16 protein-coding genes are annotated in these 17,633 nt (G+C 70.3%); 13 read left to right on the top strand and 3 right to left on the bottom strand.

The window, feature by feature from the left end:
* Positions 1-50 precede the first annotated feature (50 nt).
* On the bottom strand, positions 51-401 hold the full coding sequence (locus ACIQU4_RS28385) for a hypothetical protein (protein ID WP_403736405.1): 351 nt from the start codon (positions 399-401) through the stop codon (positions 51-53).
* A 105-nt stretch (positions 402-506) separates the two neighbouring features.
* On the opposite strand from ACIQU4_RS28385, the gene ACIQU4_RS28380 reads away from it, so the two are divergent.
* Positions 507-1,277: a hypothetical protein gene (locus ACIQU4_RS28380; RefSeq protein ID WP_403736403.1), complete on the top strand. Its 771-nt coding sequence runs from the start codon at positions 507-509 to the stop codon at positions 1,275-1,277.
* A gap of 164 nt (positions 1,278-1,441) precedes the next feature.
* Positions 1,442-1,861 (top strand): type I-E CRISPR-associated protein Cse2/CasB, encoded by a 420-nt coding sequence (locus ACIQU4_RS28375; RefSeq protein ID WP_403736400.1) that lies wholly within the window; start codon positions 1,442-1,444, stop codon positions 1,859-1,861.
* A gap of 263 nt (positions 1,862-2,124) precedes the next feature.
* Here the strand turns inward: ACIQU4_RS28375 and ACIQU4_RS28370 are convergent, their stop codons facing one another.
* Positions 2,125-2,901 carry a hypothetical protein gene (locus ACIQU4_RS28370; protein WP_403736397.1) on the bottom strand — a complete coding sequence of 259 codons (777 nt, stop codon included), beginning with the start codon at positions 2,899-2,901 and terminating at the stop codon, positions 2,125-2,127.
* A 131-nt stretch (positions 2,902-3,032) separates the two neighbouring features.
* On the opposite strand from ACIQU4_RS28370, the gene ACIQU4_RS28365 reads away from it, so the two are divergent.
* Positions 3,033-4,307 carry a DUF2637 domain-containing protein gene (locus ACIQU4_RS28365; protein ID WP_403736586.1) on the top strand — a complete coding sequence of 425 codons (1,275 nt, stop codon included), beginning with the start codon at positions 3,033-3,035 and terminating at the stop codon, positions 4,305-4,307.
* 227 nt (positions 4,308-4,534) lie between these two features.
* Positions 4,535-5,854, top strand: coding sequence for an ADP-ribosyltransferase (locus ACIQU4_RS28360; RefSeq protein ID WP_403736394.1), 1,320 nt, complete (start codon positions 4,535-4,537; stop codon positions 5,852-5,854).
* A gap of 92 nt (positions 5,855-5,946) precedes the next feature.
* Here ACIQU4_RS28360 and ACIQU4_RS28355 read toward each other — a convergent pair whose 3' ends face one another.
* Complete coding sequence (locus tag ACIQU4_RS28355; protein WP_403736391.1) at positions 5,947-6,519, bottom strand: AAA family ATPase; 573 nt, start codon at positions 6,517-6,519, stop codon at positions 5,947-5,949.
* Between the two features lie 281 nt (positions 6,520-6,800).
* On the opposite strand from ACIQU4_RS28355, the gene ACIQU4_RS28350 reads away from it, so the two are divergent.
* From ACIQU4_RS28350 to ACIQU4_RS28310, 9 genes are all read left to right on the top strand, one after another.
* Entirely contained in the window at positions 6,801-8,717 is a 1,917-nt protein-coding gene (locus ACIQU4_RS28350) for a hypothetical protein (protein WP_403736388.1), read from the top strand.
* Between the two features lie 229 nt (positions 8,718-8,946).
* Positions 8,947-9,990, top strand: a complete 1,044-nt coding sequence (locus ACIQU4_RS28345) for a conjugal transfer protein (protein ID WP_403736386.1) — start codon at positions 8,947-8,949, stop codon at positions 9,988-9,990.
* 95 nt (positions 9,991-10,085) lie between these two features.
* Positions 10,086-10,313 (top strand): hypothetical protein, encoded by a 228-nt coding sequence (locus tag ACIQU4_RS28340; protein WP_403736383.1) that lies wholly within the window; start codon positions 10,086-10,088, stop codon positions 10,311-10,313.
* A gap of 14 nt (positions 10,314-10,327) precedes the next feature.
* Positions 10,328-10,909, top strand: a complete 582-nt coding sequence (locus ACIQU4_RS28335; RefSeq protein ID WP_403736381.1) for a hypothetical protein — start codon at positions 10,328-10,330, stop codon at positions 10,907-10,909.
* A complete protein-coding gene (locus tag ACIQU4_RS28330) occupies positions 10,906-11,721 on the top strand; it encodes a cell division protein FtsK (protein ID WP_403736379.1) in 816 nt (271 codons plus the stop codon). The genes ACIQU4_RS28335 and ACIQU4_RS28330 overlap by 4 nt, the downstream gene beginning before the upstream one ends.
* Entirely contained in the window at positions 11,718-12,578 is an 861-nt protein-coding gene (locus ACIQU4_RS28325) for a hypothetical protein (RefSeq protein WP_403736376.1), read from the top strand. The genes ACIQU4_RS28330 and ACIQU4_RS28325 overlap by 4 nt, the downstream gene beginning before the upstream one ends.
* Positions 12,575-15,205: an ATP-binding protein gene (locus ACIQU4_RS28320; RefSeq protein WP_403736373.1), complete on the top strand. Its 2,631-nt coding sequence runs from the start codon at positions 12,575-12,577 to the stop codon at positions 15,203-15,205. Before ACIQU4_RS28325 ends, ACIQU4_RS28320 begins: the two co-directional genes overlap by 4 nt.
* A complete protein-coding gene (locus ACIQU4_RS28315; protein ID WP_403736371.1) occupies positions 15,202-15,396 on the top strand; it encodes a hypothetical protein in 195 nt (64 codons plus the stop codon). Before ACIQU4_RS28320 ends, ACIQU4_RS28315 begins: the two co-directional genes overlap by 4 nt.
* On the top strand, positions 15,393-17,507 hold the full coding sequence (locus ACIQU4_RS28310; protein ID WP_403736369.1) for a hypothetical protein: 2,115 nt from the start codon (positions 15,393-15,395) through the stop codon (positions 17,505-17,507). Before ACIQU4_RS28315 ends, ACIQU4_RS28310 begins: the two co-directional genes overlap by 4 nt.
* Positions 17,508-17,633 lie beyond the last annotated feature (126 nt).

Raw genomic sequence — 17,633 nt, 5'->3', positions numbered from 1 at the left:
CTGACGGACGGAAGGAAGGGGAGACATGCTGTGCCGTGCTGACGCGGGAGTCAGTGCACCGACTCCCGCAGGAGCGACGTCAACTCCTCGACAGCGCCGAAGAGATCGTCCTCACCATGGGGAACGTGGTCCCACCGGTCCTGGCCGTGGAGGTAGGTCCAGACGGCGCGGTCGATGATCGCCATGCCGGGGAAGTCCGCGACGACCCGCCTGATCTTGTGGATCTGGCGCCGGGTGAGCGGCTGTCGGCCAACCGCGATCGTGATCGTTTCCGGGTCGGCGAGCCCTTGCGGGTGCCAGTCCAGCCGACTCTTGCAGGTGCCCGGAAACAGGGACAAGGCGATGCGCCAGTCGCCGCCGCCGTACGGGCTGGTGACGGAGGCGTCCACGACAACGTGCACGGCAGTTCGCTCCTCGCGTTGGGGGAGGGGTGGGAGCCAGCAAATAGAAACTATCACTTGTTTCAAACAGATGATGTCATCTCTTCTGTTGGGTAGGGTGGGGCTATGCAGAAAGACGACCCGGCCCCGGTCTTCACCGGTCCCGACGACGCACTCGACCGGCTGGCGGAATGGGGAAGACAGAGCCGCCGGCTCGCGCGGCAGCGCGACCCCCTGGTCAAGGCCGCTCTGCTTGGGCCGCTCGCCCACCACGGGGGTCTGCTCAAGGGACAGGAGACAACTGGGCTGACCGCACAGACCATGCGACGCATCAAGGGCCGCGAGGACATTCCCGTCGCGCCCGTCGACACCAGTGCCGAGGTCGACTGGGACGGATATGCGGACTACCTGGCCACCGAGTCCGCCATGATCCGGGAAGCCCTGGGCGCCCTGCCCTCCACCGCCGACAGGTCACCTACTCCCGACGACCTGCGCGCCCGCCTCCTCGAGGACCTCTCCGAGCGCGTCCGGAACACCGAGATCAGCGACGTGGGCTACTGGCAGCTCACCATGGAGCTGCGGGGCGAGGCGCAGGACGCCCAGACACCCACGCTCGTGCTGCAGGACGACTGGGACGAGACGCCGGAGTCGGAGCAAGCCCGGGCGCAGTACGCCCGGATCCTCAACGAGGTCGCCGACCAGATCACGGGTTTCCGCACGCAGGGCGAGGCCGCCTTCCAGAACCTGAACCCCGCCGTCCTCGAGCGCGCCCGTGCCGAACTCGCACCGCCGTCGTCCACGTACCTGCTGGACCAAGAAGCCGCAGAGCAGCCGACGCCTGACACCGAGTCCCACGGCGACGGCAGGTCAGACCAGAACCGGAGGGACCGGCGTTGACACCGGAAGCAGGTACCGAAGGGGAGAATGCATCCCCCGCACAGGCGGCCGCGGCGCAGGCCCTTGTGAACTGGCTCGCCCTGAGCGTCCGCGACCGCCACACCAACATCACGGCACCTCTGCGTCGCAGTGGGCGAGGCCGGCCACCCCAGGCGCTGCCGGGCATGCCCACCGGCGTCCCGCCGGAAATCGCGATCCGCGTCGCCCGGATGTTCGCCCGCTACCACCTTCCCGGCGACTTCCTGCACTCCCTCCGCTTGACCGGCCAGGGCGACATCGGCCAGGCCCTGCGACGGCTCTCCCGCACCGACCCGCCAGGACACCCCTGGCGAGAAACCGCGAGCCGGTCCATGGAGAACCTCCTGCGCCCCAGGCATCAACTTCCTCTTCGGGAGCTGGAACACGCTCTCGACACCATGCACCGGGCACGCCTGACCCCGCCGTCCTGGCCACTCCTGATCGACGACCTCACGAACTGGAACGTGCGCAGCGACAGTCATCCCCGCAGCCCCAGGGAACGGTGGGGGTGGTCCTTCTACGGCAGCCCCTCGGCTCCCACACCAGGGCCGCGTTTCCACTCATGAGTAGCAAGGTGCCCGAAAGTAGACTCCCGGCCGCGGCCCGTTGGCCGGTTTGAGGGTTCAGTCAGCCCGCAGCGCCTGTCCGTCATACCCTCGCAGCAGAGCCGTCCCGGTGGTCCCCCCGTGCCGCCGGGGCGGCACTCGACAGCCCCGGCGTGCTGCAGCCGAGCCGACAGCTGGGCAACCGTCCACCGCCGCGGCTCGTTCACCAACCGTGAGCATGGCCCCTTCACGACGCGAAGCCCCGTTGACGAACGACGCGGTGCTCAGCCCTGCTGAGCCGACCGCCAGTTCGCGCTGAGCTCGCGAGTCGCCTTACGCAGGGCGTACTGCTTGGTCTCGGGGTCGGCCCAAGAGGTCGCGAAGATCATGTAGGGAGTGTCGCCGTAGGGGACGAATCCGAGCGTCGCCCACATCTCGCGGAGCCGATCACGGCCGCGGGCCCACTCGTCCTGACTCATCCCCGTTGAGTCGATGGGGGCTGGGTGCACCATCACCGCGCAGCAGCCAGGCGCGAGGCGGCGGAACGCGTCCGCGGCGATCATCGGCCCCAGCCCGAAGCCCCGCCACGCTTCGACGACCTCGGCCTTGTCGAGCACAAGCACGTCGCTGCCGCCCCAGTCGGCGAGCTCCTCGAACTCTTCGGTGAAGCCGGTGTGTTCTTCGTTGAAGATGGCCTCGGCGATCTCGGCGAGGTTCTGGGACTCCTCTTCCATCGCCCAGTAGGGGTTCTGTGAGCCGCCCCAGCGGATCTTGACCAGATCGAGTACGCCGACGTGGAGGCGATGCAGGCATTCCTCGTCCTCGTCGACGAACCCGCCTTCCTCCTCGAGCCGGTTCCATCGTGCGGCGCACTGGTCACACGGCGGGAGGTTGTCCAGGCCGAAGCCTTCGCCCAGGTGCGCTACCACCTGCCACTTCTCCAGGGTGTCCTCGTGGTCGTGGTTGCCCAGTGACGCATCCAGCTCGTAGGCCAACTGGATGCGGGACGGGTCGCTGGGCATCTCGCTGAACGGGCGCTTGAGGGCTGCGGCTGAAGTCACCGGGCCAGCGTAGCGACGCCCGCATGCCGTCGAGGCCGGACTCTGTCCACAGGCTCCGCTCCCCACACTCCAGCCACGGAGTGATCAAAGGAGTAGTCGCCGTGGTGACCAGCAAGAACCGCAGCTTCAGCATGACCAGAACGCAGGGTGCCCTGATCACGGTGGTGGTGCTCGGCGCGGTCGTCATCGCCAGCATCGGGTTCGCCGGCTCCTACACCGCCGTACGTGAGCTGGCCGAGAAGAAAGGATTCGGGGAGTTCTCTCGGTACTTCCCGATCGGTGTGGACGCGGGCATCGGTGTACTCCTCGCTCTCGACCTGCTGCTGACGTGGCTGCGCATACCACTGCCGATGCTGCGCCAGAGTGCCTGGCTGCTGACCGCCGCCACCATCGCCTTCAACGCTGCCGCAGCGTGGCCCGACCCCATTGGGGTGGGCATGCACGCCGTCATCCCGATTCTGTTCGTCGTCACCGTCGAGGCAGCCCGTCACGCCATCGGTAAGCTCGCCGAGATCACCGAGGACCGGCACATAGAGGGTGTCCGACTCGCCCGCTGGATCCTCGCACCCCTGGCCACCTTCCTGCTGTGGCGCAAGATGCGCCTCTGGGAGCTCACCCGCTACCTCGACGCCGTCCGCGCAGAGCAAGGCCGTCTCGTCTACCAGGCCAAGCTCCGCGCACGCTACGGCCGGAACTGGCGGCGCAAGGCCACGGTCGAGGAACTGCTGCCCCTACGGCTCGCCCGCTATGGCGTACCCCTGCCTGCCGGTCCTATGCCTCACCTCGACGCGCTGGCGTTCGCGGTGGCCCCCGCCAGCGACGGAGTCCCTGACCAGGACGTCGTCCTCAGCACCACAATCTCCGGCCTGCCGTCGTCCGCAGGACCGGAACAGCCCGCGTGTGACCGGGTACCCGCCACAACCGTTCCGCCGGAGCAGCCGGAGCAGCCGGAGCAGCCGGAGCAGCCGGAGCAGCCGGAGCAGCCGGAGCAGCCGGAGCAGCCGGAGCAGCCGGAGCAGCCGGAGCAGCCCGAGCAGCCCGAGCAGCCCGAGGGTGGAAAGAAGCCGCAGGGATCCGATACGGCGGCGAACGGCGAGGGGTTGCCGGCGGCTGTGGGGGCGGATGGTTCCGGAGCGCCGCAGCCCCCGTCGCCCGGTGATCCGGACGAGGCGGAGACGGAAGACGTCCTCGTCGACCCGGCTCACCAGGAGGCGGTGGCCGCGGCGAAGACCAACGCGGATGCCATCCGGTACGCGCTCAAGACCAACGGCGCAGCCGAGGACAGCGAGATCGTCACCTGGCTCAAGCAGTTCGGGCGCGAGGTCAACCGCGGCCAGGTCTACCGGGTCAAGCAGCAGCGCGACAGGAAACGCCAGGCAGCTGCTGCAGCCCAGGCAGGCGCATAGCCCAACCCCGTCCGCAACCACCCACGTTGGCCAGCTCACTCGGATCGCCCGATAGCCGCAGTCCAGCGCCTCCGGCGCGATCCGAATCGGGGCCGGGGCGGACTGTATCCACAGGCTCCACTTCCCATGATCACAACTCGTCCGAAAGTGATCATGAAGGAGAGGGGGCCACGGTGTGCAGGTCCATAGCCAAGGGCGGCCGAAGGTGTACCTCGTCGCACCCGGCCATGCGGTCGGCACGGCGCGCGGCATCACCCCAGCTGGGGCAACGGGTCGCGGAGGCGCACGACGCGGATGCCCAGGCGGCGTACGCGAACGCGCAGGCGTGGGCGGCGCGCACGAAGGAGGCGGTCGAGGCCGGCGACGACGCCAAGGCGCGGATGTACGCGGACAACGCCAAACAGTGCGCGGCCGCCGCCCGCGCCTACGCGCGGGGCAGGAAGCCCGAGGGCCCGTACCCTGACGCGACCGATCCGGCCGCGCTGAACGCAACGCCGCCCCCGCCGCCTCCCGAGGAGGCCCGCACGGCCGCAGCGCTGGCGGGGGCCGCGGGCATCGGCGCCCGCGCGCGGGTGATGCCGCCGCGCGCCGACGGCGGGCAGACGGCCGCGTGGAACGACAAGGACTTCGGCGGCGCGGCCACGGTGTACCCGGGGACCGGTGACGAGCCGCCGCACGCCCGGGTGGCCTTCACCCGTCTCGACCGCGACCGCTACCAGGCGCTCGCCGACTCGCCCTGGCCCTACCGGGTCGAGAACGGGACGGTCATCTACGACCGGGTGCCGGTCGATCACGCCGAACAGATCATCCACGCGGCTGCATCCCGCCGTGCGGCCCGCCCGTGGGAGCGGCACGGGCTCACCGACGCCGACCACCGCGACCGGCTCGACAGCCAGGCAGCAGGACAGCTGCACGCCGAGTCCCGGGCCTGGGCGGAGAACCTCAACGGCGGCCAGCGCAAATGGGTCAAGAAGTACTCCGGGTCCAGCTACGCGACGATCAACCGGCACCTGTACCAAGGCGGCAGCATGGACGAGCCCGCTCCCGGGCTCAAGGTCAAGATGCGCACCGTCACCAAGAACCTGGACACCGCCATCGCGGCCGCCGGCACCGCCGAAACCGCACACCGCACCTATCGCGGGTTCACCCCGCCGATGGACGTCCGCAGCGACAACCGGGTGTCGTCATGGGTACGGGAGAACTTCGCCGTGGGCAGCCGGTACCGGGACGACTCCTACATGTCGGTGTCGCACTGTCCCTCGGTCGCCGCCGGGTTCACCGACACGTCCTGGAAGCAGACGGCGACGTCCGCGCAGAGCAGCTACGTGAAGCACGGGCACGCGGACTACGGCGTGGTCTTCGAGACGGTCAGCCGCCGCGGTGCGGCGCTGGCAGACATCTCCATCTTCGGCAACGCCGAGCGGGAGAGGCTGATGCCCCGCGGCGCCGAATGGGTCGTCGTCGGCATTCAGGAGGGTGTGACCATCAACGGCCGTAAGCACATGGTCGTCCAGATGTGCGACGCCAAGGACAGCCACCGATACTGACGTATCGCGAAGCGAGGCCGGCACGCAGCCGCCCCATACGGCACCAGGCTCAAGCTGTGCCGTTCGTGGGGGCTGCGTGCCTATGCGTCCCTTCAGGCCCTGCGCACACGCTCGGTTTTCCGGATGAAGGCGGCGATCTGCGGCGTCCCGGGCCTGTAGCCGTCAGCGGTGTCGACGACCAGGGTGGGCGCGTCGAGGGAGATGCCGACGAACCCCTCGGGGCTGTAGGCCCCGGTGGCGATGTCGGCCAGGAGCTCGCGGTCGCCGTGGGCGGCGCGGTGCGGGTCCGAGTCAGCGCGTGCGGTCATGCGCTCGATGATGGTCGGCGCCGGAGTCGTGCAGCGGATGATCCGCAGGTCGGCGATTTTCGTGAGGGGTTCGAGGCCGGGGCGCCAGAGCCGGTCCTGGTAGGCGGCCTCGGCGACGAGGGTGACGCCGGCCTGGAGGAGCACGCTCAGGGTGTCGAAGAAGGCGTGCATGGCGGGGATGTTGAGGGGGTCGTCGCCGCCGGGCTGGTGGGCTGCGGCGCTCATGACCATGCCCTGCTTGATCTCGTCACGGATGATCGCGGGGCAGCCGAGTTCGTGGGCGAGGCTGTGCGCGAGGGTGGTCTTGCCGGTAGCGGGCGGTCCGCTGACCACCCCGAGGATCGGCCGTGCTGGCATTCGCTGAGCTCCCGAGGGGTGCGCTGGTAGGCCGGCGCCTGGTCAGGCGCGAGACCGGGCCGGGCTCTTGACGAGCTGGAGGGCTACGTATCCGGGTACCGACTCAGTTTCTCGTACGCGGCCGGTGCATCGTGCGGCCCGCTGAGCCAACCGCGCGGCCGCCGTCATGCATCCCTTGTGGCTTTGGGAGTGGCCGGACTCTGTCCACAGGCCCGCGTCCTTAGCGTCCCCGTGTCCTCCCGCAGGTAGGAGGGCGTACACGACGCACTGGAGGCACGGGGATGGCGCAGAGCCAGCTGGACAAGCAGATCGAGGAGGGAGTGGAGACCGCCGTGATGGTCGTCGGACGGTTCCTGAGCGGGGCGCCGCTGACGGACCAGCCCCGGGCGCCGGGTGGACTGCCGCGGTGGCAGCACGTGCTGCTGCGGCTCGTGCTGCTGGCGTGGGCCGGCTGGGCCGCGTGGATGTGGTGGGGTGTCGGCCACCACGACAAGGTGATCTGGGTGTCGGCCGGCGCCGCCGGAGTGCTGATACCGGTCATGATCGTCCTGCACATCCGCGGCGGGGCGCGCCGGCGGCACATGCAGACCCTGGTCGTGCCGATGTCGCTCGCGCTGAAGGAGGTGATCCCGGCGTGGGACGACGCCCAGCGGCTGAAGGCGGTGACCGTTCCGCTCGACCGGTCCTTCGTGAAGATCGCGCTTCCGGACGGATGGCACGGCCAGGACGGCCACAAGGAGATGCTGCGCGACCTGGTCGCCGCTCGGCTGGGCGGCCGGTGGCAGGGGGAGTGGAACCTCAAGCGGTACCCCTTCCACGTGCTGTTCCAGCCAGCCAAGGAGAAGGTGGTTCTCGAAGTCCCCGACAAGGTGGACTTCTTCGCTCCCGAGGTGCAGGAGGCCATCGCCCGGTGCGTGCCTGGTGAGTTGGTTCTCGGCTTCGACGAGCGAAAGCAGGCCCTGACCAAGCACATGACCGGCGAGACGCCGATGTGGGGTCTGTCGGTGGGATCCGGTGGTGGTAAGTCGTCGTTCCTCCAGATGATCATCACGCAGCTCGTGGCGCAGGGCGCGACGGTCGTCGGCATCGACGTGAAGCAGTCCTCGATCAGCTGCTTCGAGGGCGTGCAGGGCGTCCACCTCTACACCGACCCGGGCAACATCGGGGACATGCGCGCGGCCATCGCCTGGGTCGCCCGTGAGGTCGAGGCCCGCAACTACATGAAGAAGAAGGACCCCACCAAGGAGTTCGACCGGCTCACCCTCGTCCTGGAGGAGGGAAACGAGTTCGGCGACGCCTCGAAGGAATGGTGGAACGAGAACAAGGAAAAGGGAGAACCGGCCGCCGACCCCATGTGGGGCGATATTGCGTCCATCATGCGCATGGGCCGCCATGTCAATGCGACGATCATCGGTGTATTCCAGGACCTTCGCGAATCCGCAGTCGGAAACCGTGGCCTTCGAAACATGTTCCGCCTTATCCTGCTGGGAAATTTCAACGCGAACCAGTGGAAAATGATCGTGAACACCTCACCGGTTCCGGAATCCGTCGACAAGCCCGGCCGGATGCTCGTCATCGAAGGAAACCGTCGCGTGTGGATCCAGGTCCCCTACGCCTCACCGGAGGCGTTCCGCGACCACGCCATGAAGCTGCGCCGTGAACGCGGCTACACCACCAGGGACCTCTACGGCGGCGCGCCGTCCAAGAGCAAGGAGCGTCTGCCGTCCCTGCTGCAGGTCTCCACTCCGCTGTTCACCAAGGACCCCGCGCCCGTGGAGGGTCAGGCGCGCCCGGCGCTGGAGAGCGCGGCCGACGACGCCGACGGCGTCGAGCAGGAACGTTTCACCATCGGGGCCGGCGCGCACGAAGACAGCGGAGCCGCCGCCGACAGCGGGCCCGCGACGCTGCAGGAGAAGAACGTCGAGCCCGCCGCGCCGGCGGAGGAACTGCTCACGCTGGCGGAGATCGCCCGGCGCTTCCAGGAAGAGGGCGTGGAGATGAACGCCAACACCCTGCGCTCCCACAAGTCGCGCAAGGAGGACTTCCCCGTCGGGCAGATGCAGGACGACGGCAAGGAGCGGTTCACCATGGCCGCCATCGCCGCCTACTACGACATCCCCCTGGACGAGGAGAAGGCCGAGCCGGATCCGGAGCCCGCGCGCGGCGCCGAGGACCAGGCGGAGGAGACCGCCGCCTAAGGCGGTCCTGGAAAGAATGCGCGCGAGGTGGCCGCGACGGGATATTCCCGTCGCGGCCACCGGCATGTCCGGGACCGTGCGAGGAAGCCGCAGATCCGCCGGACTTTATCCACAGGCTCGCGCTTTTAGGTTCCTCATGTGAGCTTCCCGCCACACAAAACGGGGCGTCATCTCGACAACCCCGAACGGGCTGGGAGCGCTTTATCTGGAATGGGCCGAGGAGCAATTCATGAGCGCACTGCGGAAGATGCTGAATCTTCCCGAGAAAGAACCCAAGGGTGGTGAGCAGGATCCCGCCGCAGCGGAGGAGCACGCCCCCTCCCCGTCGCCGAAGGGCGGCCCGGACCGCGCAGGGGCGGACTGGAACGCGGTGGGGTGGGCCGAGGAGAACGAGTCCTCGGGCGCGTCCTTCGCCCGCCGTGCCGGCCGAGTCACCATCTGGGCGGTGATCGGGCTCGCCGCGTTCACCGGGATCAAAACCTGGGTGTTCCCGCCGAAACCGCAGGCCCCGCCGCAGCAGGTGGACCAGCAGGCCGAGGCCCGCAAACACGACGTCCCCGTCGAGGAAGCCCAGCAGGTCGCCGCCCGCTTCGCCCGCGCGTACATGTCCTGGGACTCCCGGGCACCGGAACTGCGAGCCCGGGATCTGAAGATGGACCTCGCCCGAGACGCCGACACGAAGATGGGCTGGGACGGGCAGGGCCTCCAACTGGTCTCACAGACCATCCCCGGCAAGGTCACCCAGGGTGAAGGCAAACGGGCCCGGGTCCTGGTCGACGTCCGGGTCAGCTACACCGTCAAGACCAAGGTCAACGGCAAGGACGAGGACGAAACGGTCTCGCGGTGGCGGGGCCTGGAAGTGCCCGTCGCCGAGGAAGGCGGCCGCGTCCTGGTGACCGGGCAGCCGGCCCTGGTCGGCCTGCCCACCGCGGTCGACTACAAGCTCCCCGAACGGCCGACCGCCGACACGGCGCTGTCCGCCTCCACCACCCAGACGGTCAAGGACTTCCTGACCGCGTGGGCCGCGGGCAGCGAGGACCAGGCCGCCGCCCCCGGATCGACCATCCCGCCGCTGGGCGTGGGCATGCACCTGGACTCCCTCGACGGCTGGTCCGTCGACGCCGGCAGCGGCGACAAGCGCGTAGGCACCGCCACCGTGCGGTGGCGACTGGCCGGCGGCCAGCTCCAGCAGACCTACCGCATCACCCTCTCCCAGGTCTCCTCCTCCGGCGGCAGCCGCTGGCAGGTCGCCCAGGCGACCGCCGCCTCCTGACGGCGCACACCCTCCCGCCCGCCCCGCACGAGGCCGGCAGCGCCCTGTTCCCCCCTTCGCACTTCGTTTTCCGTCTCCACCAAGGGAGTTGCTCGATGGGTCAGAACCCCCTCGTCTCCTGGATCCTGACGATCGTCGGGTCCTTGTTCGTCGCCGTCCTCGCGGTGCGCGCCTTCGGCCACTGGGCCAAAAAAGAGTGGGGCGCGCTGATCACCCACACCATCGGCGGCGCCGTCGTCGCCTTCTTCGTCTTCAACTCCGACAAGGCCGTCCAGATCCTGAAGATGGTGGGCGAGAAGATCGCCTCCGTCTTCACCGCCTGAGGCCGGGCCGGACGATGCGTACGTCGCACACGTACTCCCGGCACTGGGACATCGAAACCCGCCAGCACGAGCTGCTCGGGCTCGACCTCGGCGAGGGCTTGCCGCGCACCACCCTGCGCTACGGCGCGGTGATCTTCCCCGTCTACTGGGGCCTGTGGCTGGCCCTGTTCGGGCTCCCGCCGCAGCCGGCCGCGCCGCTGTTCCTGCTGCCCCCGCTGTTCCTCACCTACTTCGGGGCGAAACGTTCCCTCTCCTACTGGCGGCGGACCAACCTCAAGCTCTGGGCGATCCGCCTGAACTACCTCCACACCGGGGTGCGGCCGGTCCTTGGCCGCGGCCGCATCCCCGCCCCCAAGCCGGGGCTGCGGCTGCGCGCCCGCCGCTTCGGAGAGCGGGTCCCCCAGCTCGCCGAACACCCCGCCTTCTCCACCCTGATGGCCGCGGACAACGACGCCGAGCACGCCGACCGGGCCGAGTCCTACGGACGCCCCGCCCGGATCCGGCCCCGGCTGCGGGCCTACGGCCCCGACGCCGTCGCCAAGGCCCGCGCCAAGTCCCGCAAGAAGCAGCGAACCGCCAAGGGCGCTGAGAAATGAGCCAGTTCCCCATGCACCGCACCCCCCTGCGCGACTCCGTCCGCCTCCACACCGCCCTGCCCACCGCCGGGCCCGACCCGCTGATCGGTCTTGCTGTCGACGACCGGCCCCTCACCCTCGATCCGGACCAGGGACACCTCTTGGTCGCCACCGGCGCCGGCGGCGGCACGACCACCGTGCTGCGCTCCCTGGCCGCACAGGCCCTCGCCCGCGGCGCCCGCGCCGACTTCCTCGACCTGCGGCACGCCGAGCACGCCTGGGCCCACGGCCTGCCCGACAGCCGTCACCTGACGAACGTCGCCGCGATCCACGACCACCTGCTGCTGACCGCGAACGCGCTGCGCGAGCAGACCCCCGTCCTCGGCGCCGGATGGGCAAGCCGACACGTCCTGGTCATCGAGGAACTCTCCACGCTGGTCGCCGAGCTGCGCCAGTACTGGACGCGCACCCGGCCCGAGACCCAGCTCGAAGAGGCACCCGGCGTCGAAGCACTGGAGCTGCTGCTGCAGGCCGGCCGCGCCTACGGCGTCACCGTCCTGGCCGGCGACGCGGGCGGCACCATCCCCGGCAGCGGCGCCCACGGCCCCGCCGCCTTCGCCACCCGCATCCTCGGCCACGTCAGCTGGACGACCTGGCGCCGGGCCGCCGCTGACGCCCCGGCCCCGCCCTACTCGGAAATCCCCGGCCGCCTCCACCTGGTCACCCGGGACACCAAGCCCACCAGCTTCCAGGCCCTGCACCTCACCTCCGGTGAGGCCCGAGCCCTGGCGGCACCGGAATCGGCCGGCCGTGCGCGCCGGGAATGCGCATGAGCCGGACCCGCATACCGGCCGGCCGAGTGGACCTGACCACCCTCGCGCCGGCCACCCTCGAAGAGGCGCCGGGCCCGGTGATCGGACTCACCGACACCGGCACCGCAGCCTCCCTCGGTCCCGGCCGCGGCCACACCCTGATGGTGGCCTGGCCGGGCCTGGGCACCACCACCACGCTGCGGACGCTGGCGGCCCAGTACGCCCGGCGCGGCACCCACGTCGACCTGATGGACGTCTCCGGCCAGCACGCCTGGGCCCGCGGGCAAGAACGCGTCCACCTCCACGAGGACTCAGGCTCCATCCACCGCCGCCTGCACCAGCTGGCGGACCAGGTGCGCGCCGAACGCAAAGGCCAGCCGCGGGCGCTCCTGGTCGAGAGCGACCAGACCATCAACACCCTGCTGCGCTTTCGCCACCACCCCGTCCCCGGCGGGACCGGGCTGGACGCGTTGACGACCGTCCTTGCCGGCGGCCTGCTGTGCGGGATCCGCGTGGTGATGGCCTGCCGGGCCGTCCCCGTCCCGATCGCCCACGTCGCCCGGGACCTGTTCGCCACCCGGTTGCTGGCCGCGCCCACCCCCCGCACCTGGCACCTGGTGGGCGCCCAGGGCGCCCCGGTTCCGGACGAGCCCTACCGCGCCGGCCGGATGCACCTGGTCCACGGCGGCGGCAACCAGCGGATCCAGCTGCTGCAGCTGACCGGGCTCCAGGCCGCCCACCTGGCCACCACCTGCGGCCCGACGGCCCAGCCGACCCGGCGGCGGCGCCCGCGGCTGCGTGCCTGCGCCCTGCCGCAGGTCACCGCGCCGGCCGCCTCCACCTTCCAAATCCCCCGCATGCAAGGAGACTTCCGTTGAGCACCACCACCAAGGCCGCCAAGAAGGGCGTCTCCCGCTTCGGCCGGATGCTCGGCCTCGGTGCCGAGCGGATGATGCGCGAACCGCAGCTGGTCGCGCTCGCCGACGGCCTCGTCGTTACCGACACCGCCGCGGAAGCCTGGTACGTCCTGTCTGCCTCCAACACCGACCTCATGCCCGAGGAGCGCCAGGACGCCGAGCACGACGCCGCCGCGCTCGCCCTCGCCAAGGTCCTGCCGGGCTACGACTGCCACCTGAAGATCATCTGGGCCAAGCTCGAGGGCGACCTGTACCGCGAGGAGGCGAAAAGGATCTTCACCGCTGGCGACGTCGACGCCGTCGCCGACATGTGGGCCCAGCGCCTGGACACCCTCGACCTGCCCCAGCGCTACATCCTCCTCGGCGTACGCCTCGCCGAGCGGGACTCCGCCACCAACGCCACCGTCAAGAACGCGACCACCGCAGCCCTCGGCATCGGCCACAAGGGCATCGACGACGCCGAGCTCGCCCAGCTCGACGCGCTCGCCCGTCGCCTGGAGCGCCGCCTGGAGGCCACCCCCTGGCGCGCGCGGATCGCGCCGGTCGAACTGCTGGCCTGGGCCGTCAGCCGGGAGTCCTACCGGCCCCAGCCCGCCCCGCCGCGCCTGCCCACCGTCACCGGCGCCTCCCTGGTCCGCCTCACGCAGAGCAAGGCGATCCCGCACGCCGACCACATGCGCCTGCTCGACGCCCGCGGCGAGACCTGCGCCTGGGTGTCGGTCCTGGCCATGCCGGAATTCCCCGAGCAGCTCATCACCCCCGGCGAACAGGAGTGGCTGCGCTGCCTGTCGGAGATCACCTACACCCGCCCCGACAACGGCTTCGACGCCCTGGTCTGCCCCGAAGCCAGCGTGCGCTTCAACGTGTGGAGCCGCGGCAAGGCCATCAAGGCCGTCGACAAGGTCCGCCAGTCCGCCAAGGAACAGCGCCGCTCGGCAGCCGAGTCCAGCGCGGGCGAGACCTTCATCGAAACCGAGGAAACCGAGATGGTCATGGAGGGCCTGCGCAAGGGCATGGCCCGCGACAGCCGCACCCTCCTGGAAGACCACCCCCGGCTGATCGTGGTCTCCACCGAGTCGCTCGAGGACCTGCGCGCCCGCACCGACGCGGTCATCGGCCACTACGCCGGCCTGTCCATAGACGTGGTCGTCGCTTCCGAGGAGCAGCGCGAGCTGTGGCTGGAGTCGCAGATCGGCGACATGCTCCGCGTCGACGACCTCGGCCACATCCGCTCCACCGACGCCCTCGCCGCCTCGATGTTCTGGGGCGGGTCGGAAGCTGGCGACGACGAGGGGCCGATCATGGGCTTGCTCACCGGAACCACCCCCGGCGTGTGCCGGATCGACATCACCGCGGGCTCCGCGCGTGGTGACGCGACGACCACGGCGTTCGTCGGCCGCTCGGGCCGTGGCAAAACCACGTCGATGATGCTCGCCACCCTGATCGCCGCCCTCAAGGGCAGCTTCGCGTTGATGCTCGGATTCAAGGGCGACGAGGGAGGGCTGATCAAGGCTGGCGAGTACCTCGGCCTGGACTCCCACCACGTCACCTGCGGCCTGGAAACCCCGGCCGTCGCCGACCTGTTCCGGCTGCTGAACAAGGGCGACGCAGTCCTGCAGGTCGTCTCCCAGCTGCTGATCATCCTCCCCGACCGGATGCGCGAATCCGGCGTGGAGACCCACCTGCTGCGGGCCTGCAACGAGATCGCCGGCCACGAGGACCCGGCGACCTGGCGCGTAGTCGAGCTGCTGAAGAACAGCGACGACGCCCTCGCGATCGAGGCCGGCGAGGCCCTCGAAGAGCTCTCCCGCACCCAGCTCGGCGCCCCGCTGCTTGGCAAGCCCAAGGCCGGCGCCTCCCCGCTGCGTCCCGAGCCGGGCCTGTGGCTGGTCCAGGTCCCGGGTCTGACGATGCCTCAAATGGGCACCGCACCTCGGGACATGACGATGACCGAGCGCGCCTCGCTGGCCCTGATGCGCGGTCTGATCGCGTACGCCCTCAACACCTCCGCCCGCCCTGACCTGCGCGACCTGCCGAAGGTGATCTCGATCCCCGAGGTCCACGTGCTGACCGGCACGGACGACGGCAGGCGCTTCATCGACTACATCGCCCGGACCGGCCGAGCCCTCGACACCTCCCTGGCGATCGATACCCAGGACCCCAAGAGCCTCCTCGGCCTCGACGGCGTCCTGGAGGCGATCACCACGGTGTTCGCTTTCGAGCAGTCCACCCGGGTCCAGCAGGACGCCATGGCCGAGCTGCTGCGCCTGCCGGTTGGCGAGTCCTCCCGCGCCCTGATCCACGGCGTCGGCAAGACCGCCCACGGCGAAATCCGGCACGGCCACTGCATCGTGCGCGACCGCCGGGACCGGGTCGCCACCATGCAGGTCGACTCGCCCAGCGCAGAGCTCCTGCGCGCGCTGTCCACCAACCCGAAGGACCAGGTCCAGGACCGGGAGGCCGCCAAGGGCAAGGACGCGGGAGACATTGCCGACCCGTTGCACGAGGAGACGGATCCGGAGCAGGACGGCGCCGAGAGCGCGGGCTCTGTCCACAGGCCCTCGCCCGCAGCATCGGAAGCCGCATGACACCGCAGCCCCGCACCCAGGAGGCAGCCTCCATGACGCTCCACCACCGCGGCTGTGCCGCGGCCGCCCTCGCGGCGGCCGCGGCCCCGCGGGCCCGCACCCCGGCGGCCGACGGCGCACCGCGCCGTCCCGGCCCCAACCCGACACGTCCCGCCGCACCGTACGCGGCCCCACTCCAGGAAAGGGGGTGACCACCGTGCTGAAACGATTCCGCGCCGTGCTTCTGCGCCTGTGGGTACACCTGCCGCGGTTGCGTGCGCTGCTCACGCCGACCGCCGCCATCGCGGCAACTTGCGCGGTGTTCGCCCCCGCCGCGGTCGCCGACGGCCCCGACGACTACAAGCCCGGCGGCATCGGCGACATGATGCCCTCGCCCGCGCGGCCGGAGGGCCAGGGAACGCTCTACGAGAGCTACTCGCCCGACGTCTATCAGCTCGACAAGCAGCTGAGCGACGACCTCACGGGCGGCGACCTGATCGACGGCTGGCTCCATGGTCTCGGCAATATCCTGCTGACGGTCTTGACGATGATTGGCCGGGCCGCTGTCGTGGTGACCGGCTGGTGTTTCAACGTGGTCTCGTTGCCCGAGGTCGAAGGCGCCATCGCCGGCGCGATCGGGGCTGCGGCCGGCCCGATGATGACGGTCTTCATGCCCACCGCTGTCGCCGTCGGAATGTTCATCGCCTGGGCCCGCCGCGCGGACAACTCCATGTTCGGCCAGATGGCCTGGGTGTTCGCCTCGGCTGCCATCGCCACCACCTTCCTGGTTGCCCCGCAGACCTGGGTCAAGGGAGTTGACAACGGCCGCCAGCTCGGCGCCGACGTCGCGATGACCACGATCGGCTCCGCCCTGGGCAGTCAGGGAGAGGCGGCGATGCCGTTCAAGACACCCGAACCGGCCTGGACGGCGGGCGCGAACGGGAACAAGGACAACACCGTTCGCCGCGCGCAGGACGCTGTTTGGCGCACCTACGTTGCCGTGCCCTGGTGCGTTGCAGATCTTGGTTCGATCAATGCGTGCAAGCGGTGGGGCCCCGAAGTCGTCAAGCGCGGCACCGACATGAAGGAGCGGGAAAGCTACCTCTCCAGCAACATGAACGACGAGAAGGCCGGCAAGGAGGCCGTCCAGTGGCGCCAGGGACACACCCCCGGTCCCCGGATCGGCGTGCTGATCGCCGGCATCGTCTCCGCCGTCATCTTCGCCGGCCTGGTGATCACGCTGGCGTTCGCGACCCTGGCCTCGCTGCTCGGTGCATTGATGCTGCTGGTGTGTGGCGTGGCATTCGCGACGCTGTGGTGCATTCCCGGCAAACCCAGGCAATGGGGGGTGCAATGGTTTGAAATGCTGATCGGCCTGGTGGTCGTGTCGTTCACGGCAACGATGCTGCTGGGCACCGTCATGGTCGTCTCCGTGGCGCTGATGACCCTACTGCCCACCTACGGCTGGCTGATGACCTCGGCGCTGAACATCGTCTGCGCAGTGATGGCATTCCGCGTCAAGGGCCGCCTCGACGGCATCGTCAATGCCGGCGGCGCGCAGATGGCCGGCCGCGGCATCCTCAGCACCGTCGGCCGCATGGCCCAGATGCGCAAGATGGGCAAGATGCTCGGCGGCAAGCGCGAGCGCGGCGGCATGGGTGACATGGACCGCCACCCCCCGACGAGCACCCGCGGCCCTGACCGGCCCGTGGGCGACGGTGACGGGTCCTCCATCGGAAACGCCGGCTCCGCCACCCGCACGCACCAGACCCGCAACTTCCCGCCGCCGCCCAGCCGTCCCGGCGCCGGAGGCGACTACGCGGCCGAGCGGGGCACCATCGAACGCCTCGACTGGCAGGGCCCCGGGCCGCAGATCGACAGGCCCGAACTGCCCGGCTCCGGCCACGACCCCACGGCAGCGCGACGGGCGAAGGCCGAGATCGCCGGCCGCAAGGCCGGCAGCACCGGACCCGCCGCGATCAGCGGACCACGCACCGGCGGCCCCGCAGGACCCGGTGGGTCTGGCGGTCCGGGTCCGGGCCGTCCCGGCGCAGGCAACGGCCAGAGCGGCGGGTACGCGGTAAGGCCGGGGGCTCCGCGCCGCACCGGGATCCCGGACCAGCAGCCGCAGTCCAGTAGCCGTGTCATCCAAGGCACGGTCGTCAAGAAGGGCGAGGCCCCGGCCAACCCGGTCGGCGCCAAGTTCCGCCAGTACCCGCCCCCGTCGTCCACGCCGGCAACCTCCGCCCGCACCAACACGCCGAGGTCGCTGCCACCCGGCAACTCCGCCAGCTCCGGCAAGTCCGGAAGCACGGGTACCTAACCCAATTCCGGCCGCTCCGGCGGCCACCCCCTCCTGTCCGCGACGACCCCGCGGTCCGGCCCCCCGGCGGCCGGACCGCCCCGGGGCCCCCTCGCCATGCCCTCATGCCCTCATACGGAGCCCTGC

Origin of the sequence: Streptomyces sp. NPDC090741, from assembly GCF_044769045.1 — a bacterium.
GTDB lineage: Bacteria > Actinomycetota > Actinomycetes > Streptomycetales > Streptomycetaceae > Streptomyces.
The sequence above is the reverse complement of the archived record's forward strand: the minus strand, read 5'-3'. Positions and strand labels throughout refer to the sequence as shown.